Source organism: Microbacterium lacus (assembly GCF_002812805.1).
In the GTDB taxonomy this organism is placed as follows: domain Bacteria; phylum Actinomycetota; class Actinomycetes; order Actinomycetales; family Microbacteriaceae; genus Microbacterium; species Microbacterium lacus_A.
On record NZ_NMUM01000009.1, the window covers coordinates 21,050 to 42,192 of the forward strand.

Annotated in this window: 22 protein-coding genes and 1 pseudogene; 14 read left to right on the top strand and 9 right to left on the bottom strand. The window is 64.2% G+C overall.

Going from position 1 to position 21,143, the window contains the following annotated elements; all coding sequences use genetic code 11:
• Complete coding sequence (locus CGU34_RS03325) at positions 1 to 1,857, bottom strand: ORC-CDC6 family AAA ATPase (RefSeq protein ID WP_144238005.1); 1,857 nt, start codon at positions 1,855 to 1,857, stop codon at positions 1 to 3.
• A complete protein-coding gene (locus CGU34_RS03330; RefSeq protein ID WP_036297723.1) occupies positions 1,854 to 3,143 on the bottom strand; it encodes a metallophosphoesterase family protein in 1,290 nt (429 codons plus the stop codon). The genes CGU34_RS03325 and CGU34_RS03330 overlap by 4 nt, the downstream gene beginning before the upstream one ends.
• A gap of 91 nt (positions 3,144 to 3,234) precedes the next feature.
• Between CGU34_RS03330 and CGU34_RS03335 the strand changes: the two genes are divergently transcribed.
• The 3 genes from CGU34_RS03335 (at position 3,235) to CGU34_RS03350 (ending at position 6,370) form a co-directional block, all read left to right on the top strand.
• Positions 3,235 to 4,413, top strand: a complete 1,179-nt coding sequence (locus CGU34_RS03335; protein ID WP_157811203.1) for a DNA adenine methylase — start codon at positions 3,235 to 3,237, stop codon at positions 4,411 to 4,413.
• Positions 4,414 to 4,784: 371 nt separating this feature from the next.
• Entirely contained in the window at positions 4,785 to 5,798 is a 1,014-nt protein-coding gene (locus tag CGU34_RS03345; RefSeq protein WP_036297729.1) for a zeta toxin family protein, read from the top strand.
• Between the two features lie 17 nt (positions 5,799 to 5,815).
• Positions 5,816 to 6,370, top strand: coding sequence for a recombinase family protein (locus CGU34_RS03350; RefSeq protein ID WP_100813238.1), 555 nt, complete (start codon positions 5,816 to 5,818; stop codon positions 6,368 to 6,370).
• Here the strand turns inward: CGU34_RS03350 and CGU34_RS03355 are convergent.
• The 5 genes and pseudogenes from CGU34_RS03355 to CGU34_RS03375 form a co-directional block, all read right to left on the bottom strand.
• Positions 6,367 to 6,687, bottom strand: coding sequence for a hypothetical protein (locus tag CGU34_RS03355; RefSeq protein ID WP_036297731.1), 321 nt, complete (start codon positions 6,685 to 6,687; stop codon positions 6,367 to 6,369). The two genes, CGU34_RS03350 and CGU34_RS03355, sit on opposite strands and share 4 nt — an antisense overlap.
• A 236-nt stretch (positions 6,688 to 6,923) precedes the next feature.
• Positions 6,924 to 7,211, bottom strand: coding sequence for a hypothetical protein (locus CGU34_RS03360; protein WP_036297733.1), 288 nt, complete (start codon positions 7,209 to 7,211; stop codon positions 6,924 to 6,926).
• Positions 7,208 to 8,044, bottom strand: a complete 837-nt coding sequence (locus tag CGU34_RS03365) for a hypothetical protein (RefSeq protein WP_157811204.1) — start codon at positions 8,042 to 8,044, stop codon at positions 7,208 to 7,210. The genes CGU34_RS03360 and CGU34_RS03365 overlap by 4 nt, the downstream gene beginning before the upstream one ends.
• 64 nt (positions 8,045 to 8,108) lie before the next feature.
• Positions 8,109 to 8,639 (bottom strand): hypothetical protein, encoded by a 531-nt coding sequence (locus CGU34_RS17100; RefSeq protein ID WP_181003461.1) that lies wholly within the window; start codon positions 8,637 to 8,639, stop codon positions 8,109 to 8,111.
• A 2-nt stretch (positions 8,640 to 8,641) separates the two neighbouring features.
• A pseudogene (locus CGU34_RS03375) lies at positions 8,642 to 9,298 on the bottom strand (ParA family protein); the annotation flags it as partial.
• A gap of 117 nt (positions 9,299 to 9,415) precedes the next feature.
• On the opposite strand from CGU34_RS03375, the gene CGU34_RS03380 reads away from it, so the two are divergent.
• The 8 genes from CGU34_RS03380 (at position 9,416) to panB (ending at position 15,546) form a co-directional block, all read left to right on the top strand.
• Positions 9,416 to 10,006: a hypothetical protein gene (locus CGU34_RS03380; protein WP_232711339.1), complete on the top strand. Its 591-nt coding sequence runs from the start codon at positions 9,416 to 9,418 to the stop codon at positions 10,004 to 10,006.
• Positions 9,981 to 10,217, top strand: a complete 237-nt coding sequence (locus CGU34_RS03385) for a hypothetical protein (protein WP_036297738.1) — start codon at positions 9,981 to 9,983, stop codon at positions 10,215 to 10,217. Before CGU34_RS03380 ends, CGU34_RS03385 begins: the two co-directional genes overlap by 26 nt.
• Positions 10,218 to 10,327: 110 nt before the next feature.
• Positions 10,328 to 11,572, top strand: a complete 1,245-nt coding sequence (coaBC, locus tag CGU34_RS03390; protein WP_036297740.1) for a bifunctional phosphopantothenoylcysteine decarboxylase/phosphopantothenate--cysteine ligase CoaBC — start codon at positions 10,328 to 10,330, stop codon at positions 11,570 to 11,572.
• 40 nt (positions 11,573 to 11,612) lie between these two features.
• Positions 11,613 to 12,563: a type I pantothenate kinase gene (coaA, locus tag CGU34_RS03395; protein ID WP_051513293.1), complete on the top strand. Its 951-nt coding sequence runs from the start codon at positions 11,613 to 11,615 to the stop codon at positions 12,561 to 12,563.
• Positions 12,564 to 12,672: 109 nt separating this feature from the next.
• Positions 12,673 to 13,401 carry a DUF2520 domain-containing protein gene (locus CGU34_RS03400; protein ID WP_232711340.1) on the top strand — a complete coding sequence of 243 codons (729 nt, stop codon included), beginning with the start codon at positions 12,673 to 12,675 and terminating at the stop codon, positions 13,399 to 13,401.
• Positions 13,398 to 14,249, top strand: coding sequence for a pantoate--beta-alanine ligase (gene panC, locus CGU34_RS03405; RefSeq protein ID WP_036297741.1), 852 nt, complete (start codon positions 13,398 to 13,400; stop codon positions 14,247 to 14,249). Before CGU34_RS03400 ends, panC begins: the two co-directional genes overlap by 4 nt.
• Before the next feature lie 11 nt (positions 14,250 to 14,260).
• The gene (panD, locus tag CGU34_RS03410; RefSeq protein WP_306342095.1) at positions 14,261 to 14,644 is read left to right on the top strand and encodes an aspartate 1-decarboxylase; all 384 of its coding nucleotides are present in this window, start codon (positions 14,261 to 14,263) and stop codon (positions 14,642 to 14,644) included.
• Positions 14,641 to 15,546, top strand: a complete 906-nt coding sequence (gene panB, locus CGU34_RS03415; protein ID WP_036297745.1) for a 3-methyl-2-oxobutanoate hydroxymethyltransferase — start codon at positions 14,641 to 14,643, stop codon at positions 15,544 to 15,546. The genes panD and panB overlap by 4 nt, the downstream gene beginning before the upstream one ends.
• A 137-nt stretch (positions 15,547 to 15,683) precedes the next feature.
• Here panB and CGU34_RS16855 read toward each other — a convergent pair whose 3' ends face one another.
• Positions 15,684 to 15,812 carry a ParA family protein gene (locus CGU34_RS16855; RefSeq protein WP_198517666.1) on the bottom strand — a complete coding sequence of 43 codons (129 nt, stop codon included), beginning with the start codon at positions 15,810 to 15,812 and terminating at the stop codon, positions 15,684 to 15,686.
• Between the two features lie 126 nt (positions 15,813 to 15,938).
• On the opposite strand from CGU34_RS16855, the gene CGU34_RS03420 reads away from it, so the two are divergent.
• The 3 genes from CGU34_RS03420 (at position 15,939) to CGU34_RS03425 (ending at position 17,754) form a co-directional block, all read left to right on the top strand.
• Positions 15,939 to 16,229 carry a hypothetical protein gene (locus CGU34_RS03420; RefSeq protein ID WP_232711341.1) on the top strand — a complete coding sequence of 97 codons (291 nt, stop codon included), beginning with the start codon at positions 15,939 to 15,941 and terminating at the stop codon, positions 16,227 to 16,229.
• Between the two features lie 156 nt (positions 16,230 to 16,385).
• Positions 16,386 to 16,619, top strand: a complete 234-nt coding sequence (locus CGU34_RS17105) for a helix-turn-helix transcriptional regulator (RefSeq protein WP_051513295.1) — start codon at positions 16,386 to 16,388, stop codon at positions 16,617 to 16,619.
• Between the two features lie 211 nt (positions 16,620 to 16,830).
• A complete protein-coding gene (locus CGU34_RS03425; protein ID WP_198517667.1) occupies positions 16,831 to 17,754 on the top strand; it encodes a tyrosine-type recombinase/integrase in 924 nt (307 codons plus the stop codon).
• A 956-nt stretch (positions 17,755 to 18,710) separates the two neighbouring features.
• On the opposite strand, the gene CGU34_RS03430 is transcribed toward CGU34_RS03425, so the two are convergent.
• On the bottom strand, positions 18,711 to 21,143 hold the full coding sequence (locus CGU34_RS03430; RefSeq protein WP_081766254.1) for a S8 family serine peptidase: 2,433 nt from the start codon (positions 21,141 to 21,143) through the stop codon (positions 18,711 to 18,713).

Sequence of the window (21,143 nt, forward strand, 5' to 3'; positions counted from 1 at the left end):
CTACTCTCTGGACGGCGGGAAGTCGAACAATGCCTGACCTCCTCGATCCCGGCGGCTGCGGCCCGAAGGGAAGTACCAAGCCCGCGCGTCACCCCTTGTAACGATTGAGCGCAGGCCCCGATGTTCGCCAAGCCGCAGCGGCAGTCGATAGCGAGGCGCGAGCACGAAAGACAAGCGGAAGAGCTCCCCTTCGAGCGTATCTGGGATCGGCCGATTTGAGTCGTCCGGAAGGTGAACAATGGCCCCAACGTTAAGCGCGATTTGGAGGGCACTGATCACATGCGGAGGTGATCGTCGATCGACTCGAAACGCAGTTACGGGGTTGTCGTCGAAGGGTCCGCTAATGAGTCGACGCCCGAGTTCCTTTCCAATCGCTTCGACGAGGTCTACGACTTGAAACAGGCGTCCGTCGTCCCCCTGTACTGCTGGTTGAGACCTCAACAGCGCGAGGAATCGATCAATGACACTGTCGATGGCCGCGCTTTGGGCCGCGCGGTCGAGCGGAAGCGTGCGCGGTAGGTCCCGTGGCAAGACATGCCCGAGCAGCGCCATCAATAGGCGGGGATTCGCATCAACTAGTGTCGCCAACCCCTCCGCTCCCGTGTAGAGATCGTGCGACTTGCGACCCGTCTGGTGGGGGCGTCGGTAGTGCTCGCGCAATACGACGATGTTTCGGATCTTCCGCACCTTTGCTGCGCGTTCGTTGGGCGTCAAATCCTGCAGTGCGTGCAGGTCTACGCCCTTCTTCGCGAGCCAATCAGCAAAGGTGTCGTCCGACTTCGCCAGGCTGTCATAGCGCTTCCACAGCCAGGACCCAATTGCGTACGGGTCCTCGTCCTCCTCAACCGACGCGAATCGCCCCGCACCGAAGACCCGACGAGATGTGAGGGCCAACTCATTGACGTAGCGTTTTCTGAGTTCGGCTTCGATGATGTCTTCCGCGAACCGTGGTGCCGCCGAGTACTGGGACGACAGACGGATGAGCTCGAAATCCTGCCCGTGAACTCCTGCTAGCGGCATATTCAACCGAGCGAACTCCGGTTGAACGGGCGACAAACTCAATTTATACAGGAGCACAGACTGACTCCCCCGCATGGCGTCCAGCACCGATTCAGTCACCCTTGGTGGGGCGAGCTCCATCTCGTCGAACAGCAGCGCCCATTGATGATCGGACTGCTGCGCGGCGGTATTGAAGAGCCGAATACACGCTTCCGCTGTGCTGAGGGTGTCTCTTATGAGCCAGTCGGGCAGCTGAGTGTCGATCTCACGAGGGCTACGTAGGAGCTCGCCATGTTCCCTGAACCGTGCCACCAAAGCGCTCACAACCGACTCGATTCGAGGGACTTCGACGCGCAGCCTCAAGAGAGACGATAGTTCCCGGACAAGAAGCAACTCGTCGGCGGGAGTGAGTCGGGCCCTCGCATGATGCGGCGTATTTTCGGGAATGCTATGGGCGCGCCAAGCCATCGTCGTGACGAGTTCACGCGCGACCTGCGTCGCGAACGCAGACTCCGCGATCACGTCGCGAATGAGCCGATCAAGTTCGTCCGTGTCCGGCTCGAGCTGCTGTTTCCAGATCCGATCAGTTGCAACGAACACACCGGTGTAGTCGATCGCGCCAACCATCGACTCCGCCTGCGTATGGTGCCATCGCTCGAGCGCCTCCGGCTGGAGCATCTTCAGCAACGTGGTCTTGCCTGAACCTCGCGGACCCGAGAGCACCGAGTGCACCGGATTAACCAGCGTAAAGAATGACTCGGGTGGCACGAACGAAGCGGCGACCTGCTGCGCCGAGTACGTTCGCGCATTAAATGACGTGAGTGATCGGTCTGCGCCAACAAACCCTCGCACGCTCACGCGATCACTCCGCTCACATCAGGGATCTTGGCCCTCAGTTCCACTATCTCGCCACTTGAGTCCCGAGCGACGGCGATCCCGAGATTATCCAGCTGACGCGCAAGGTTCTCGATGTCGCTGGGGGCGAGGAATGGGAGCTCTGGGTGCCGCATCTTCAGGTCCGCAGCCGTAAGCGCCAATCCAGGTCCGAGTCCGGCTGCTTTGATCATCCTGGCGAGAGCGGCGGGATCGATCCGCCATCCGAATCCACCTCGCCCGGGCCAGCCTGCCGCGCCCTCCGCTTCTGCCCACCCGATACTTGGCCGCCATGACCACGAACGGAACTGTGCAGCCAGACCCAGCGTTGGGACGCCCTGATCGGAGGGATCCCACAGCGTGATCAGATGGACCTGATTGCTAGCGATGGAGGATGTCTGGCCCCAGGCGAAAGCAGCCATACTCGCGGCCGAGAACACAGCCGCGCTGCCGGCTCCGCCGCGGGCGTACTGAAAATATGGGCGGTGTTTGTGTCCGTGTACCACCAGCCATGGCCCCGTTCGTTCCAACATGGCCAGAAGGTGCTCCGCCTCTCGAACTTGGCCATGCTCGTCAGTGTCGACGTCAGGCAGCTGTTCGACGTGGTGGTGCAAGAGAAGGATTTGAATCTGTGCTGGCGCGCGACCCTGCAGATCGCTCTCCAGCCTGTTGGTCGTTCGCTTCGAAACCCGTCCGTGGTCCAGCTCTTCCCCCTGCTTGGAGCTGAGACCGTGGAATGCGCTTGAGTTGACGGCGACCACACGCCACGGGATCGGCCCGTCATCGGCAGGGGCTGCCGCGTCAATGATGCAGTAATTTCTGGACCAATAGTCCGCTCGTGACGCATCGGCGTCGTGAGGGAAGAGCGGCGCGAGATCGAACAAGACTCCTCGAGGATCTATCTCGGTGCCACCGCGGGAATCCACGTCGTGATTTCCTGCTGTCGCGATCAGCGTCGACCCACGACTCCCGGCAAGGTCATTGACGTCTCGCCACGCGTCGACGAGCGCGGCTGAGTCGGCCTTGTCGGTGATATCACCAGCGCAGAGAAGCAACGTAGGGAACAACTTTTCGCGTTCAAGCACATGTCGCAAGCCAACGATCGGGTGATTGCGTTCATCCCGCGTCGTAGTTGTCGTGATCCACGATCCAGCCTTGTCGCCGGGGGCGCTACTGCTCGCGTGAAGGTCGGACACGACAAGTATCGAGATGAGCGGCTCGCTATCCCCAGGGACTGTCAAGCCTTCCGGCCCGCCGTCGTTCTCCGGCACGGGCTCATCGTATAGTGCTGAGAGCACAAGGCTGACAAGGCGCCGCTCGGGAGTGTGTCGCAGAATCGGAATCGCATCGATGATCCGCTATATGGGCACCAAGCGCCATATTTCCGGCGCCGTGCGAGAAGCCGTGGAGAGCATCAGTGAGGACGGGCCGATCCTTGATCTCTTTGCTGGGATGGGGAGTGTGGCAGATGAGTTCGTTGGAAAGCGCCCCGTCTACCTGAATGATGCTTCCGAGTTCGTCGGTGCAATGCTCCGAGCACGCTTCGGACCGACGAGTTCCCCCCCTGCCCTCGATCGCGGAGTCTTCGATGCAACGATGCAAGAGTCCCGAGATCGACTGACCCAAGAGTTCTCTGCTCAACTCGAGATCGAGACGGCTGCGTTGAACGGCGACGTCGCCAAGCTGCAAAGCTATGTTCGACGCGCGAAACACGTGGGTACCTCAGCCACCGCTCGCCGGGCCGCCGTCGACGCATCAACCTGCGCTGGCGTCGCTAGATACAAGTTGGCTTCGCTCTATTTTTCCGCGGGATACCTGAGTCTGCATCAGGCGATTGAAGTCGATGCGCTCCGCTTTGCGATCGATTCCTACCCGGATCAGTCTGTGCGCGACGCCCTCATGTCGCAATGGCTAACGTCGATATCGGCCGTCTTGAACTCCCCAGGACATTCCGCGCAATTTCTTAAACCAACCCCTTCCGGCGGCTATGGCCGAGTCGTGCGAGCCTGGAGCAAGAGCGTTACCGAAAAGTTCTGGCAGGTCGGCACCGTCAATCAACCTCACAGCCTCGCCAGTTGGCGAGCGACGACGCGAGTAACGACGGTTGACGCGCTCACCCTTCTCAGATCCGGCGGAGCCACCGATGCGTCAGTCATCTACGCAGACCCGCCGTACACGCGCGATCAATATGGTCGGTTTTATCACCTGTACGAAACCCTCTACAAGTATGATTTTCCGACTTCGCGCGGATCAGGACGGGTCCGAGCAGACACGTTTGTGTCTGGGTTTTCACGGAAGACCGAAGTAGAGACGAGCATCCGCGAATTACTCAGAATCTCGGCTGCCTCAAGCAAACCCATTGTTCTCAGCTACCCCAAGAATGGGCTTCTGAACCAGGCGGGTCGCGATCTCCACGTCCTGGCTCGCGACTACTTCGAGTCCGTCACGGTCGAATCCATCTCTACCAATCACTCCACTCTCGGGGGCTCGTCTGGATCACGTAGCAAGGCCGCGACGGAGCAACTTGTCATCTGCCTCTGAAGAGTCGGTGCCGAGTCGGTTACGCACGCGGGTTCGCGCAACTTCTACTCTGCGGGAACATTCCGAAACTCCCGTCCTACCCTTTACCGCGCCGGGCTTAGCATAGGCGCGGAGGCAATGGTGACTGAGATCTCGTCGTGGCGGGCGAACGATGTCGTGGCGTACGAACTCTTGCGAGAGTCGGCGTCAACGCTCACTGCGCTCCTAACCTATGCCGCGTCTTCCGATGTGTCAGCGCCAGACGGCGCGCGACTGGAACTCACACAGCTCCGCCGCGATCTCCTGACAATCGACGGGTACGATCGCGCACGGGTGAACGCCCTCGCGGCACAGATCGATGCTCGAGTCAGGGAACTCTCGGGAGCATCCAGATGACCGACGGGGACATCACCGAGGACCAGCACCGCGAAATCCTGCGGCGTGACATACTCCCGCTGTTGTTCCCGCAAGACACCATAGGCGGGGCCAGGGCTTTCGTTCTCCTCAGCGGCCAGCCAGGGGCAGGCCGGTCTCGCGCGATTGCGCCCCTCCTCGCTGAGCATGGCGGTGCCCTCGCGGCCGTTAGCGGCGATGAGCTACCCGCATTCCATCCAGCCTTCCGCGAGCTCTCTACTGCGCGTTCGGCCGATGGCGCACGAGTCCTTGCCCGGGCGTCGGCGGGCTGGGTGCGCGACTGTATTCGCTACGCACGAGAGAACCATCGTTCGCTGCTGCTTGAGGGTACATTCCATGATTCCGCCGTTGCCACTGCGATAGCCGATCGCTTCGCCGCGGCGGGTTTTGAGACCCGCTTGGTGGTTGTCGCCTCGCGTCGCGCGGAGAGCCTCTTGACCGTGGTGTCACGCTACCTGCGGGAAGTACAGGCCGATAGTCCGGCGCGATATACGAGCCGCGAGGCACACGACCGCGGATTCGACGCGACACGAACACTTGTCGCAGCTGTCGAGGATGGAGCGTTGGTGAATCGCCTGACGATCCTCGATCGCGACGGCGATATGGTCTTCGACGCGCGCGGCTCAGATCGGGATGATCCGTTCCGAGGCGCAAGCATTGCTCTCGCAGCTGCGCAGTCGGCGCCGATGAGTCGATTCGCGGCGACGCAATGGCTGAGTGAGCTGCATCATGTGACGCAGTTCGCCCGGTCGCGTCGTGATCTACCGCGAGGGGTGACGGAGTTGCTGGTGGACCTACATGAGACGTCGCTGCGGGAGGTGATTCCGGAGTTGCGGATTCCCGCAGACGGGAAGTTCGCTACGGCGATGGAGCAGAAGACGGTGGCGAACCTAGTGGCGCTGCGGCGCTCGATGCAGCCTGCACAGCAGACGGACGCCGCGGCGCCAGTGATCGTGCCCGGCGGTCCCGAGCGTGGGGGCCCGTCTCGGTGACACGTGCCATCGGTTACATGCGTGAGCTACTGCCCGGCACCACCCCGGATACCGACGAGCTGACCCGCGCGGGCGCAGAGCAGATCTTCACGGACGACGGCCCCGCGGAATCTCGCACCCGTCCAGGCTTGGAGGAGTGTCTTCACAGCCTCGATCCCGGGGACACTCTGGTAGTGACGAGCGCGGCGCACCTGTCATCCGCAGTTCCGCACTTCGTTGCGACGGTGGCGGGCTTGAGGAGACGGGGCGTGGGGTTTCGGTCGTTGAGCGAGCCGGCGCTGTGCGCAGGGGTAGGTGCGTCGGTGGATCCGGGCGAAGTGCTGTTGGCGTTGGAGGTGTTGCGGCGGCGGTTGGCGAGCTTGCAGACGCGCGCGGGGATGGCGACGGCTGCAGAGGAGGGGCGGCGGCCGGGGCGTCCGACCGTGATGACGCCGGAGCGGATCGCGATGGCGGTGGAGTTGCGGAATCTCGACCGGCCGATCACGCATATCGCGCGCGTGCTCGGGGTGAGTGCGAACGCGGTGCAGCGTGCGCTCGCCCCGATCCCGCGCACAACTAAATCTCAGCCCTAGCCGTCGAGGTCATCGAGCTCGCTGGGTGCGACCGAAATCGCGAGCCAGCTTCGGGCGGTCGCTGCCTGCTCAGGGTCGTCGTTCCAGTCGGGTTCGGTGAGCACCCAACGATGCATGAGCCGAGCGGCGGCGTCGGCGTGGTGGCCGGCGTAGAGGACCTCAGCGAGGGCTTCGGCCTGGTCGAACTCGAGCATGCAGCTGACTTCTTCGTGGCCCTTGAGGAGCCCGTCGACGACGTCGGCAAGGCGGTCGACGACGTCTTCCAGGTGATCCCTGGCGACGATGGAGTCGGGGTTGCCCGGTGTTGTCGTGTTCATGGCCGTTCCTCGCTTCTTGACTATTCGTAGCGCCTGTCCGGCAAGTGGCTTTAAGAGCGAGCGGAGGGGCGCGCAGTGCCGGGCCCGAGGATTACCGGACTGAGCGTCAGCGAGGGAGGATATGCCGCAGGGCCGGAACGGAGCAGGCCGGAGCGAGCTACGATCGGCCGCCGGGAAGGGCTCGCGGGCCGCGCCGAATCGTTCGACGGCACGGCGCTCCCATCGCCCCTTCCCTGTTAGTCCCCGGCGAGCGTTGCGAGGGTTGCGATGAACTCACGGCGGTCGGCACTCGGGTCGATGATGAGGGCTCGGATCGTGTCCGTCGTGTGGGCGAGTTGGCGTGCGGGGAGGGATCGGAGCGGTGCAATGCACCAGGCGAGGTCCTCGTCGATCGTGTACCCCGGCTCGTCGCTGAGCTTGCCGGGGTAGTACAGGAAGGCGGAGATCGCGACGCGGAACAGGGTCACTTCCGTGTCGCGTTGATCGACCAGGGTTGTTTCATTCATGTGCGGGGTGAGGGTCATCGGTTCATTCCCATCGGATGATTCGGTTGCAGCATGGGGTGCGGTGCGGCGGGGTCCAGGTGGTGCGGGTGCCGGGCGGGTTCGCGATGCCGGAGCCGTTCGTTGACTTCACGTCCGATTGCGTCCAGTCGCGCTTCTTCCACGGCTTGGAGGGTGCGGGTCGGCTTGGGGCCGGGCCGGGCGCGGTCCAGTTCCTTGTGCAGTCGGGCGAGCTCTTCCTTCTGCTCGGCGAGGTGATAGGCGGCGCGGGCTCGAAGACTGTCGCGTTTGAACGCCGCCACAAGCTCGGGTGGGGTCGCGACCGACCGGAGCGCCTCGGATAGCTCCGCCGTGGTCCATTCGCGGGTGAAGAACGCGTCCGCATCCGCCCTGTGAGCTATCCGGTCGTCTCGGGACACCCGGTGGAGCCGGCGCGGGGGCAGGCCGGCGTCGCGGCGCCGTTTCTCCCGGTCCCGCCATGCCCGCTGGGTCGCGAGCTGCCTTTCCTTGTTCCTTGCGTAGTACTCGCGGCGCCGCGCCCGTTGTTCCTCGGCATTGGCGGCGTAGTGCTCACGGCGTCGCTGCCGGTGCTTTTCGGGATCCGTCCGGTATTTCTCGCGCAGCTTCGCGTTGACCTCGTCTTTGTGCTTGTCGCGCCACCGTTGGTCGCGTTGCCGCTTTGCCTGGCGGTACGCCTCTGGATCCTTCTGCCGTATCGCGGCCCGGTGTTGCCGCTGATACTCGAGGTACTCCTCGCGGTGCTGCGCGTAGTACTCACGGGACCACGCGCGGCGGGCGTCGCGGCGTTCCTTCTCCCGGTCATACAGCCGCCGGCGGGCCTGGGCGATCTGCAACCGAAGGTCCTCGGCGTCCGGGGAGATCGGTTCTTCGTCGTTCCAGTAGTCGTCCGACATGGCCTCACCGCGCAACCGTGCCGGGCTGACCGGAGGTGACGGGCATCCACGTCTCGTGTGCGCGGGAATCATGATCATGCTGACCCAGGGAGCTATCGAAGGCGGGGCGTTCGGATGTGGCAGACCTTGGCTGTCGGGATGCTCCGTGGTCGGTCACCGCGGAGGTTTGCGAGTCCCGGACATGGGCACTGCCGGAGTCCGGGACTGCCGGAGTGCGGGAGTTCGGAAGTGCGGTGATCACGGAGCGGCGGAGCTCGTCTTCCGTAGACCCGCGCAATGTGTCCGCGTGAGCCAGGAGTAGATCGATCGCGACGCGGATCAGCGTGTTCTCTGTGATGCGTTCCGTTTTGACGCGTCGGCGCCGCATCACCGTTTTGGTGAGAGTGGAGAGTGCGGCATCCTGGTCGGCCCGCAGGCGCGCGTCCTTACGCACCAGTCGCGCAAACTTCGCCAGTCCGCGTTCCTCGACCGGCAGCTCTGTCTGCATCCGGGCGCGCACGTCACTCAGGCGTTGGCCGAGTTCGATCTTGCCCATGGTCACCACCGCCCGATGCCCGTGAGGGCGACTTGTTCGGACACCTCGAGCCCGACCCGCGTGATGTCGGCGATGGCGCCCGCCGTGTGGCGGTTGTCGCGGACCGTGGTCACCAGGTGCCCGAGCACGGGCGCGTCAGCCTGTGTCTTGTATTGACGTAGGTAGGCGTCCAGGCGCGGAATCCCCCACGTCGTGTCGAGCAGGTCTCGCCACGCCTTCAGCTGCGCAGGGATGCGGGGGTCGATACGGTTCAGCAGCACCGCATGGCGCATCTGGCGCGGCTCGATCAGGCGCGCGATGGTCCGCATCGTGGGCTCAACCGCGAGGGCTTCCGGCGTCAGCGACACGATCGCGTAGTCGGCCGCGTCCAGCACGGTCTCCAACACCGGAGTGTCTTCGAGGCTGCCGGGGGTGTCGACCAGGAGGAAGTCATACTCCGCGTGCAACTCACGCATCCGGGTGAGCACCTTCGGGTTCTGGTTGCCGGCGAAGTCAAACGGCAACCGATCCCTGATGTTCTCCGACCACCACACCGTCGACTGCTGCCGGTCAACGTCCACCACCAACACTCGATGTCGACGCGACAGCGCCGCGCCCAACTGCATCGTGACAGTCGTCTTGCCGACGCCGCCCTTCTGGTTTGCAACAGCGATCACTCGCACGGCGACCTCCTATTTGCGGAACTCGTTACGGTCTTGACAGCAGTACACTCCTAAGTCGTATAGTCAGTCAAGAGCAATCTGCGGAATGCATGTGCGGTACGGCAAACTAAGGGGGTGAAGGTCGACGTGAAGACACTCGACGGCAAGAGCATGTCCGCGCAGCGCGCGACAGAGCCGGTCGGGTCCGCACTGCGTATCGCGCCAGGGTTTGTCGCAACCACTGTCGATGACACGGCCGGCGTAGAGACGACACTCGAGGCGCACTACCTCGCCGAACGAGGCCGCTACGTCATCACCACCATCACCAACCGTGCAATCGCCACCGACTTCAGCGAAGACCGGTTGAAGCACACCGCCCCACAGGCGATCCTGCGCGCGGCCATCCCGCACTGTGTCGCATTGCTGCTCGATGACAGTGCGCAGGCGAAGTGGACGACGGTCGCGGACCTCACGACCACCGATCGGCGGATCGTCCCGCTGTGGATGGCCCAGGCGGTCGTCAAGCGTGGGATGAAGGACGAGCGCTGGCAGGTCATTGAGATCCTGTACGGCATCGCCGCACTCGCAGATCTGCCGCCCGTCAAGCTCATCGCGCTTGAGCTCGATGTCCCGGAGCGCACCGCCTCAGACTGGATCCAGAAAGCACGCGCCGCGGGCTGGCTGGTCGGCATGACGTCCAATGTCGGCCGACCTGCCGGTGGTTGATTCCCTCACACTCCCCACGACCCTCGTCGCAGTCGACGACGCGACGGCCGCCGCGATCCTCGGGCTGAGTCCCTCGCGACTACGCCATCACGTGCGCCTCGGCAACGTCGCTCCCCATTTCTCTGGCACCAAGCCGTTGTATCTGATCTCCGAACTGGAACGCTTCGTGGAGCATCTGCCGACCCATCCCGAACATCTACCCACGGTGTAGCTCAGTCGTCGGGCTGCGCGCTTGTGGCATTCGGCGGTCGAGTAGTCTGCGATTGATCGCAGACCGATGCGCATGAGACGACGCGTGTCCACCCTTGCCATAGAGGAACCATGAGCCAATCATTAAACATCGTCGTAGGTGTGACAGGTGGCATCGCCGCTTACAAGACCGTGCAGGTGGTGCGGGACCTCGTCTTGGCCGGGCATTCCGTACGGGTGATCGCGACCGAGTCCGCGTTGCGGTTTGTCGGCGCGCCGACGTGGGAGGCGATCAGCCGGAACCCGCTCTCCACGTCGATCTTCGACGATGTGGCCGCGGTGCGTCACGTCAGTCTGGGGCAACAAGCGCACGTCATCGTGATCGCTCCGGCGACGGCCAACACCCTCGCAAAGCTCGCCGCCGGCATTGCCGACAACCTTCTGGGAACGACGGTGCTGGCCAGCAACGCACCCTTGGTGGTGGCCCCAGCAATGCACACCGAGATGTGGACACACCCGGCGACCGCCGCGAACATCGCCACTCTACGAGCTCGCGGGGTGATTCTGGTCGGACCGAACTCGGGACGACTCACCGGCAACGACATCGGGCCGGGGCGAATGAGCGAGCCCGACGCCATCGTGTCCGCGACAATCGCTGCCGCATCGACTGTCGTGACGCGCGCGGCATCCGACGATCTCACCGGGCGACGGGTCCTCGTGACCGCGGGCGGCACCCGCGAGCCGATCGATCCGGTGCGGTACCTCGCGAATCGCTCGAGCGGCAAACAAGGCGTCGCGATCGCCCTCGCCGCAGCCGCGCGTGGGGCCGAGGTGACAGTCATTGCCGCGCACATGGATGCGGAACCCGCCGCAGCTCTCAAGAACTCCGGTCTCCACACAGTCGACGTGCACACCGCCGCTGATCTGGCCCGCGAGGTCGGCACCGCGGCGGGCACCGCATCGGTCGTGGTCATGGCCGCAGCCGTCGCCGACTTCACCCCAGCGCAGGTCTCTGACCGCAAAATCAAGAAGAACGCGCACGGGGAGACGCTCGAGCTGGCGCTCGTCCGCACAAAGGACGTACTCGGCGAGCTGGTCTCGCATCCGGTGCCGGGGCGGGTCGTGGTCGGATTCGCGGCCGAAACGGCGGCGGATCGCGACGAGCTCGTGACGCTCGCCCGCGAGAAGCTCTCCCGCAAACCCGCCGACCTCCTGGTGGCCAACCCCGTCGGGCATGACAAGGGGTTCGGCACGGATGACAACGAGGCACTCATCTTCGCAGCATCCGGGGCGGTCGTGGCCGAGGTCTCCGGCAGCAAGCGCGTCGTGGCCGACGCCATCCTCGACCGCGTGGTCGAGCTGCTCGACCGCGAGTGAGTTGAAACCCGAGCACCGGTCCGCTCGAGACCATGGTGCCATGATCAGCTCCGTCGATCCTGCCGCGCCCGCACGGACGCTGTACCGCAAGATCGAACGATCCCAGTGGGCAGATCTGGCACCGGGGATGGAGCAGCCCCTGACCGAGCGGGAGATCTCGCAACTGCGCGGACTCGGCGACCACCTCGACATCGACGAGGTGCGCGACGTCTACCTCCCGCTCAGCAAGCTACTCAGCCTTTACGCACGGTCCACCAGAGCTCTGGACTCCCGGACGAGCGCCTTCGTGGGGGAACCTCCCACCGCCACTCCGTTCGTGATCGGCGTCGCCGGTTCAGTGGCGGTCGGCAAGTCCACCATCGCCAGGCTGCTGCGGGATCTGCTCAGTCGCTGGGCCGACACGCCACGCGTCGAACTCGTCACTACAGACGGCTTCCTCTACCCGAATGCCGAGCTCGCGCGCCGGGGGCTCATGAGGCGGAAGGGATTCCCCGAGTCCTATGACCGCCGCGCGCTCGTTCAGTTCCTCCGACAGGTCAAGAGCGGTGCACCCGAAGTCGAGGCCCCGGTCTACTCCCACCTTCACTACGACATCGTGGATGGCGCACGGGTGACGGTGAGCAGGCCGGATGTCGTCATCGTCGAAGGCCTGAACGTGCTGCAACCTCCCCGGGACACCGACGGCGTATCGATCAGCGAACTCTTCGACTTCTCGATCTACGTGGATGCCGACACCGACGACATCGGCCGTTGGTACATCGACCGATTCATGACCCTCAGACAGGGCGCCTTCAGCAACCCGGACTCTTACTTCACCGTGTACGCCGACCTCACCGACGAAGCGGCGATTCAGACCGCGAAGGGGTTTTGGAACGGCATCAACCTGCCGAACCTCCAGGCGAATGTACTGCCGACGAGACAGCGGGCACGACTCATCCTCCGCAAGGGGTCAGACCACGCGGTGGAGAGAGTACTGCTCAGGAAGCTGTGACCCTGCTTTTGCACTTGGTGCATAAACCATCGATACTGAGCACAGGTCAGCTGTGTCGCTCGGCCATCCACACATGATCCCCCTTCCCTCACACCCACGCACCGCCCCCATGACTGTCACCGTCGTCGGCGGTGGGCGACTCGGGCGTCCGCTCGCGCGCGCACTCCGTGCTGCGGGAGCGGTCGTGCACGGGCCGATGATGAGGGGCGAGACCGTCCCTTCGGCGGACGTCGTCCTGCTGTGCGTGACCGATGGAGAGATCGCTGGCGCGGCCGACATGCTTCACGGCTCGGCGGCTCTCATCGGCTCCGTGTCTGGAGCGAACCCCCTTGCCGAGCTTGACGTGGACTTCGGGTGGCACCCGCTGCAAACCTTCGTCGGCGACGAAGGACCTGACGCGTTCCGCGGGATCGGCTGCGCCATCGCCGGGAAGTCCGTCGATGCCCTCGCGGTCGCCCAGCAGCTGGCGGACCTGCTCGGCGCCCACGCGTTCCCGGTCGCCGACGACCAGCGGGCCGCGTATCACGCCGCCGCGTCGATCGCGTCGAACTTCACCGTCACCCTCCTGGCTGCGGCCGAAAATGTCGCCGCGGGCGCAGGGCTCACCCCGGCGGAGGCGCGTGCGCTCCTCGCCCCATTGGTGCGCCGCACGATCGAAAACTGGGCAGTGCGGGGCCCGGAGGCGGCGCTCACCGGTCCGGTGTCGCGGGGCGACGAACGCACGGTAACCCGGCAGCGCGACGCGATCGCCGGACGATCTCCCGAGGTGCTCCCGCTGTTCGACGTCTTGTGCGAAAGCACGCGGGGGCTCGCTAAGAAGGGCAGGGCCACCGCATGAGAATCATCCGCGACATCGCCGAGGTGCGCGACGCGCTCCGCAACGCTCGCGACGGCGGGAGCAACGTTGGACTGGTTCCCACCATGGGAGCCCTCCACGAAGGCCATCTGTCGCTCGTGCGTCAGGCTCGCGCCGAGACTGATCTCGTCGTCGTGTCGCTCTTCGTCAACCCGACCCAATTCGCCGCGAACGAAGACCTCGGCGCGTACCCGCGCGATGAAGCCCGCGACGCGGAACTCGCCGACGGGGCAGGCGCCGACATCCTGTTCGCTCCCCCAGCAGACCAGATCTACCCGGGCGGATATGCGACGACCGTGCACGTCTCCGGGATCACCGAGGTGCTATGCGGGGCGGCTCGGGGGCCAGAGCACTTCGACGGCGTCGCCACCGTCGTAACCAAGCTGCTGCACATCGTCGCACCCGACTCGGCCTACTTCGGGCAGAAGGACGCGCAGCAGGTGCTCGTGATCCGCCGGGTGGTCCGGGACCTCAACATTCCCGTGCGCATCGTGGCCTGCCCGATCGTGCGCGAGCGCGACGGCCTCGCGATGAGCTCACGCAACGTCTATCTCGATCCCGCCGCGCGTGAGCGCGCCACAGCACTTAATCGGGCGTTGGATGCCGCGGCCAGACTCGTCGCTCAAGGAGAAACGCGAGCGGATACGGTGCTCCAGGCAGCGCGCTCCGTCCTGGCTGCCGCGGACATCGACCCGGAATACCTCGAACTGCGCTCACCCGACGATCTCCGCATCCTCGACAGCGTCGGCGACTCGGCGCTGCTCGCGGTCGCTGCGCAGGTCGGACGAGCACGCCTGATCGACAACCGAATCCTGGAGGCGACCCGCTAATGCGACGCACGATGCTGAAATCGAAGATCCACCGTGCGACCATCACGGACAGCGATCTCAACTACGTCGGTTCGATCACGATCGACCCCCTTCTCCTCGATGCGGCCGACATCCGCGTCCACGAGCAGGTGCAGGTGCTCGACATCGACAACGGCGCCCGCTTCGAGACCTACGCGCTCCCCGGCACGCCCGGGAGCGGTGAGATCCAGATCAACGGCGCGGCAGCGCGCCTCGTCCACCACGGCGACCTCGTGATCGTACTGACCTACGCCGACTACGACGAGGACGAGGTCGACTCGCACGACCCGATCGTGGTGCACGTCGATCACCGCAACGGCATCATCGACGTCGACGACGCGGTCGCCGTCCTGCGAACGCCGGCCGTGCGCTCATGAGCGCTCAGTCGGTCCCCGTGAGTTCGTCGAACGCCCGCGCACGGCGGACTATCGCCAGCCTCGCGGCGCAGAAGACCGCCGGTGAGCCGATCGTGATGGTCACCGCCTACGACTACCCGAGCGCACAGATCGCCGAAGCCGCCGGGGCCGACGTCGTGCTCGTCGGCGACTCGGCCGCGATGACCGTACTCGGATACGACAGCACGGTGCCGGTAACGGTCGAAGAGATGCTCATGCTCACCGCCGCGGTGCGCCGTGGCCTCTCGACCCCACTCCTGGTCGCCGACCTCCCCTTCGGTTCCTACGAGGGTTCCGACGAGCAGGCCATCGCGACCGCGCAACGGTTCATCAAATCGACCGGGTGCGACGCCGTCAAGATCGAACGCGGAGGATCCTCCGTCGACCGCGCCCGCGCCATCATCGGAGCGGGCATCCCCGTCATGGGCCACGTCGGACTCACCCCCCAGACCGCCGCCACGATCGACGGGTACCGATCGCAGGGGCGCACCGCCGAGGAAGGCCTCGCCATCCACGACAGTGCCCGAGAACTCCAGGACGCGGGGTGCTTCGCAATCGTGTTCGAAGCGATCCCCACTGCGGTAACGAACGCGATCACGCCACGTCTCGACATACCCGTCATCGGGATTGGCGCAGGGCCGAACACGGACGGGCAAGTGCTCGTCTTCCATGACATTCTTGGCATCTATGACGGCCACGCAGCCCGCTTCGTAAAGCGCTACGCCGAACTGCGCGGCCCGATGATCGCCGCGGTGACCGCATACGCTGACGACGTGCGCAGCCTCGCATACCCGCAGCCCGAGCACGGGTACAACCTCACCGCGTCGGAGACCACCCGATTGGATCGACTGCTGACCGACCGGAGCCACATTCATCCCGACTAGCCCGAGGGATGCGGAGCATCGCGCCCCACATACGTGGCCTGGCAGAGAGCCTTGAGCTGAGCTGGTTCCCCCGGCCGCGGCTGGCGCCGCGGGGGCGAGTACTCGAGCACGGGGCGCGTACGCCGATGACCAAGGCTCTACACCTGGGCAACTTCGAGGCTGCGGGATCGCCGAGTTGTCCGACGCGAGAGCGCCGCACCCAACTGCATCGTGACGGTCGTCTTGCCGACGCCGTCCTTCTGGTTTGCCACAGCGATCGCTCGCACGACCATCTCGTTGTTGCGGAACTTGTTAGGGCCTTGACAATAGTACACTCCTAAGTCGTATAGTCAGTCAGAAGCAATCTGCGGAATGCATGTGCGGTAAGGCGAACTAAGGGGGTGAAGGTCGACGTGAAGACACTCGACGGCAAGACAATGTCCGCGCAGCGCGCGACGCAGCCGGTCGGGTCCGCACTGCGCATTGCGCCCGGTCCTATCGCAACAGCCGTCGACGACACGGCGGGCGTGGAGACCACACTCGAACCGCACTACCTCGCCGAACGCGGCCGCTACGTCATCACCACCATCGCACTTCAGCTCGACGTCCCGGAGCGCACCGCCTCAGACTGGATCCAGAAAGCACGCGCCGCGGGCTGGCTGATCGGCATGACGTCCAACGTCGGCCGACCCGCCGGTGGCTGATGTAAAGCCTCAACCAGACGTGGGTGTTTCGCGTGTCTTCCGCTGGATTGCGCTGGGGCTTTGCGCGGCCTTCACCGGGCCTGCATTCGCAGGACGATCGCACCACTCGTCGTGGAAAACCGTCTCGCGTTCCACCGAGGACCAAAGGAGGCTGCAATGACGCTGGATGCATCACCGTTCGCCGACGTGGACGTGCGAACGCCCCGCTCCGCATACCTCGATCGGCGCGAAGCGGCAGAGTACTGCCGAGTGCCGATGTCGACGTTCGACTCGCTACGCCGCAGAAACCAAATCCCCCACCCTGATGCGGAAATGGGCAAACACATGCTCTGGAAGCGCGCGACACTCGACGACTTCCTCGAGTCCGGAGGCACCCGTGACCTCCGGTGACGGGCCTGCAAGCCGAATCGACCCCAAGACTCTTCGGACACTTCCTGAAGGGATTCGATACCGTGCCGACCGCGGGGGCAAGTACCAAGTGCGTATCTGGGGTGTCGGCCGCAATGGCGAGTGGAAGGAGCGCGCCACACTCGTCGATTCACTCAAGGAGGCGAAAGCACTTCGCGCAGACGGTGCGGCACGGCAGTTCCCCGAGGGGTCAATGAGACTCGGCGACTGGTATGAGAGATACTGGCCGACGATCCGTGACAGTGTCCGCCCCGCTACAACGCGCGCATACGAGCGCGGCTGGCGGCTGCGGGTCCAACCATGGCTCGGGCACCGCAGACTCGAGACGATCACGGCAGGCGATGTCGAACAAGCGCTCACCGAGTGGACCGGCGGGGCGTCGACCAAGATCGACGCGCTTGCTGTCCTCAGCCGTCTCCTCGACGGCGCAGTACGCGCCAAACTGATCCCGATGAATCAAGCACGCCTCGCACGGCGACCAGTCGCGGACCCACAGCTCAACCTCCGATCGCGTGCACTCACACCGGAGGAGGTCGGCGTGGTGCTGAACGCGATTCCGGCAGGCCCCTATCGCAACTATCTCGCCGGCCTCATCTACACCGGCATGCGCGCCAACGAAGCCGCCGCCCTCCAGGTTGGCGACGTCGATCTCGATGCGCGATCAATCCACGTGCACCGCAGCTTCAGCGCCGATCTCGATGGTCGGATCAAGGAATACACGCCGAAGAGCCACAAGGAGAGAGACGTCCCGATTCCGTCAGTGCTCGTCCCGCACCTTGATGACGCAATGACCGGCAAATCGCGCTCCTCGCTCGTGTTCACCGGCCCAAAAGGTGGCCGGATCAACGGGTCCAACGTCCGCAGGGCCATCAAGTGGGACGCGATCAGAGCGGTCCTAGACCGTGACGATTACCGTCTTCACGACCTTCGCCACACACTCGCTACGCTGCTGTTCGATGGCGGCGCTGCTGCGAACGACGTGCAAGCCATCATGGGGCACTCCACCCTGCAAATGACCGAGCGGTACAGCCGCGCCAGGTCGGACGCAGCGAGACGCGGTGCGGAGAGACTTGATGGCCTGTTCGGAGTGCCGCCTCGAAGCGGGCCATCCCTCTGATCACCCGCGAAGCCCTGGCGACTCGGCGGCGGGCGTCGCGTTAGATTCACCCCGATCAGCCCTGCCTTGTGGCCTTCGTGGGGCGCGCAGATTGGCGCGCGACTGACCTCGGCGAGAGCCGATCGGTCGGATGGGGCCTCGCCGCGGCGGCCTGCGAAATGGAAGAATCGGTAGCATGCAGCGCGCGGCCATCGACGACGGCGTACTCGGTTGGCGGGGACGGAATCACCGCACGATCTGTGCCGGGAATGTGCTGGGAACTCCACCAAAACAATGACGATCAACGAGGCTCAATGAGCACTCGAACCGCGGAATCACGCGGCTGATTAGCATCAACGAGTACCCAAGAAGCCCCCGCAACTAACTGAAAATCGTGAGGTCACGGGATCGACGCCCGTCGGAGCCACTGAAACCCTCTTCTGGCTTCTACAGGAGGGGGTTTCTTTATGCCCGGTCAGAGGCCATTTATCGGAATGCGGGGTAGTGCAAATGGCCGCCCACTGGCAACTGCTACTTCCATACGGGCGTCCACTGCGCCATCTGTGCCGGCAAAGTGCCCGTCACCTCCCGGCACAAATGAGCTGATGCCCCTGCGCCGCTTGATCGCATCGTCCGGGGCGTTGACGAACGAACACAAATGAGCGCCAACTGCGACGAACTGCAATCGCGTGCGAAGTGGCCGATTGGCAGTGACTGCACGATTCCCATCGCCCACTCACACCCGCAATTGCATCACCGGCGGCCCGTTGAGCATCGCCGCGATTCGCTCTTAAGAAGCTGTTGCCACTGGCGCCACACACTCGATGCGGGTCCCTCGGGGCGCAGGTTGCAAGCGGATCGTATCAACTTCCGCTAATCCAAATTATGTCAGATGACTGACATAGGCGAGCAACCTGCATGCGGCCGGTGAGCACATGCGGAGCCGCGGCGCACGATCAGGTCCTTCATGACAGGACTCAAGCGCGAACTCCCACGTTTACAGCTGTGCGCAGGTCGCTCAGGGTGACACCAATCTCGGAGAGGGAGGCACGCATCTCGTCGTACACGGGTGCTGCACCCCGTAGGTCCTCGATTGTAAGGACGGCAGCGAATCGAACACCTTCGGCTGGAAAGGATTCGGCTGCTCTCGTGAGGTATTCGAGATCGAGGCGCCAGTCGGTCGATTTGCCTCGTCCGTTTGGCATGCGTGCCGTGTAGGACTTTACCGGGTACCACTTGCCAAGCACGCTCGCCAACGTGCGTTCGTTCGCATATCGATAGCCAGAGAAGAACTCGTGCGTCGGTTGTGCGCGGCTTTCGAAGACACCGTTCTCGTCAGACTGCTTCACGGCGCCGTCGAGATTTACACGGACCATTTCGACACCGTGGGCATAGTTGATGATGGGCTCGGTCACCAGTGTGAGCTTGAGAAGGCCACGACACTTGCCGTTGGTGTCGGAGAGTGAGTCTGGCCAGCGGAACGGAAACTTCACGTTCCGTCCAGGCTGAATGGTGTCACTGAGGACGATAGTCATCCGGTGCGGCTCACCCTCGAGAGTCTCGGCGACTGTGGGAAGATGGCCGCGACCAACGAACGAGGGCGCGACGACCGCCACTTCTTTCGCGAGGAGGGTTGCGGGGAGTCTGGCGCTATGGGTTGCGAGCGCGATGAGGAGATCGCGCGACACATCGCCGGAGATAGCCGCATCCAAGGTTGCGAGGTATCGGGCCACCAGCGGTGCTGCGTAACTGGTCCCCGCAACGTCGCGGATGGTGCCAAAGGAGCTAATCGCGGTCAGGCCGGTCGCTCGTGCGGGACCTTCGGGTCCCCCGCCTCCATACGCAGCGAAATCGGGCTTGAGCGCTGACGGGGTCTGATCGCTGCGACGTGTGTATCTCGCAGGTACGCCTTCAACGCCCTGCGCGAGTCCGGGTGGATTGGTCGCGCCGACACTGACATTGACCAGACTTTCAGCTGGCGCGAGGAGCCCGTCCGGGCCGGAATGGCGGGCGAGCATCGCGTTGACCTCGGTGCTGTTGGGAGGCCATTCTTCCCGCTGCTCGGTCTCGGTCAGGTTCCCAGCCGAGATCACGAAGAGCACGTCCAGATCGAGCGCGATTCTGTCGAGTCCTTGGGCAGCCAAACTGTAGGGGGCTCCACCCGGTGCCCTCCGAAGGTTGTACGACAAATTGAAAACCCGGACACCTGCTTCTTGCTTCGCGCGCGCGACGCTTGCACGAACCTCATCAAGAAAGTCCTCGAGAGATGCGTAGTAGTTGTCGTAGGCGCTGCCCGCAGGGAGCAGATCGAGATCGTAGACGCGGCAGTCCTCATCGGGATCCAAGATCCCAGAGTTGAAGGCGCTTCCCAACGCGATCAGTGAGGCGATGGTCGTTCCGTGATTCACTCGACTGACGTCACGGTCTCCTGGCGCAAGAAAGTCTGCCCGTCCGGCGACCCACGCTGAGTTGATGAACGGTCCACCGATTCCACCGTCGATGACTCCGACTACTGGTCGCACGCTTGCAGGATCCGGCGTACGTGCGGCCGATTCCTCGCCCGTGCTTGCAGCCGGCGCTTCAGTAGAGGGCGGAACTCGGTCCTCAAGCCTCACGCGCTTTACCGACGAGCTCGCCTCGAACTCCGCCAGCCCCTCCCGGAATGGGACAGTCGCCGGTGGGTGGTGAGCGACGTCAGACGGGCCGGGCGGCGACGCTTCAAGCGCACGTCTCACGCTTGCCTCGATTGCAGGAGGCGGCGCGATAGTGAAGGTGGTCTGCAGTTCGCGTAACCGAGCAGTCAACGCTCCAACCTCGGCAAGCGTTGCCGAGCGAAGGGGCTCGCGCTCGGGAAGATCAAATAGCTCAACCTGCGCCTTCGCGGCGCCATCGATCGTCAACCAAGCATCGGCTTCGTCAAGTGTGTATCCACGTTCTTCCGCAGGTGCCCACTCCCGCACGTCCTGGATCGCACTCACTTCTGTGCGTGGCGGCGACGGACTGTACACCAGTGCGCCGGAAGCGTCCGGCCGCCACCGTTCTTCGACCTCGGCGTCAGCGACCAGATCAATGACCTCTTCGAGCTTCGTCGGCGTTATCGCGAAGACGAGCTCCCCGTAGTCCCCGGTGCCCACATGGGACGCGCGCGATGATCTGAATAGTGTGCCGAACGGCCGGTGGGACTTCGCCAACGCATCCGGTCGCATCCGAACTGCAACGTTGACTCGGTCGCTTGCGAGGTTGTTTCTCAGGATGGAACGCAGCGCACCGACGATGGCTGTTCTGTGCTCAGCAAATCCGCGGTCGTCACCTCGGAAGAAGTCTTTCGCCGCACCGCCACCGCGACGACCGTCGCGATCCCCACGAAACCAATCGGGGTTCATCACAATCTGAACAGGGCCGCCAGCCAT